This window comes from Urechidicola vernalis (assembly GCF_031846385.1).
Lineage (GTDB): Bacteria > Bacteroidota > Bacteroidia > Flavobacteriales > Flavobacteriaceae > Urechidicola > Urechidicola vernalis.
On sequence record NZ_JAVRHV010000018.1, the window covers coordinates 1 to 1,290 of the forward strand.

Here is a 1,290-nt window from a genome sequence, read left to right on the forward strand (position 1 = left end):
CTGATTGAATTTTATTGATCTAAACATGACTACTCCGCTCCTAAATAAATGTATCCTGTAATTGGCTCGAAACCACCACTATCTATCCCACTACTTCCATCATCTCCAAAGACTTTAACTACATAGTAATAAGTTCCTGTTGGTAAGGTTGTAGAAGATCCAATGGTCATTCCTCCTTCGGCATTATAACCTGTCCAATTATTCTGGTAATTCTCAGACTGATACACCATCGCACCCCATCTGTTAAAAATTATTACATCATAGGTAAATCCACAAGTTTCTAATCCTGAAATTTCAAACGCATCATTATAACCATCTCCATTCGGAGTTAATACTCTAGAAATTGCTATATCATCAGTTGAACAAGGCAATGTTACACAACTATCATCTACTGTCATTGTAAATGATTGAGTAAAATTACATTCTAAACCAGAAGCACTAGAAGAAGTGTACGTAAAATTAAATACACCTAGGCCAGCAATTGCCGGGTCAAAAACACTTCCTGAAACAGCTCCAGTACTATCATCATCAATCCAAACTCCATCTGTTGGGTCTTCCGAAGAAAGTAAATTTAAAAAGTCATAAGGCAAGTCATCAACACAAATCACCGTATTAGCAGAAATTACAACATCAACCGTTTGAACATTTATAGTTTGTGCAAAAGAACTATCGTTACCACACTCATCTGTAAATACCCATGCTCTAATAATCTGATAATTACCTTCAGAATCTGGATCCAATACCTGCTCTTCAAATAAAACATTTACTTCTGAACTGCAATTGTCAACAGCTACTATTTCGGCAGGTGAAGGAATTTCCGTGCAAACAACATTAATTACTCCATCTGGTGCATCAATAATTGTAGGTGGAGTGGTATCAATTACCGTAATAATTTGCGAATAATTGTCTTCATTTCCAGCGCAATCCATTGCTGTCCATATTCTAAGAATTTCATAATTCTGAGAACAGCCAACTCCAGATACTATAATTTGTTCTTCAAAACTTACAACTACATCTCCACCACAATTATCAATTGCCATAACATCATCAATTTCAGGTAAAGTATCACATTCAACTGTTAAATCTAAAGGTAAATCACCTGTAAACGTAGGTGCAGTATTATCATCAATAGTGTAAGTATACAACCATTCTCCTGTATTCTGTGCACAATCTGTGTAGGTGAACGAATATATCTTCAGCCCTTCACAGTCAGGATCCAAACTCTCTGTCATAACCGGAATAATAGGGTTATTATTCCCATCAAAGATAATTGGAGGTGTTGGAACCGCA

General features: G+C 36.0%; 1 protein-coding gene. It reads right to left on the reverse strand.

Annotation, left to right across the window (positions count from 1 at the left end; genetic code table 11):
* Positions 1-29: 29 nt before the first annotated feature.
* A partial coding sequence (locus tag RM519_RS13910) for a T9SS type B sorting domain-containing protein (protein ID WP_311594434.1) occupies positions 30-1,290 on the reverse strand: 1,261 nt, incomplete at its 5' end.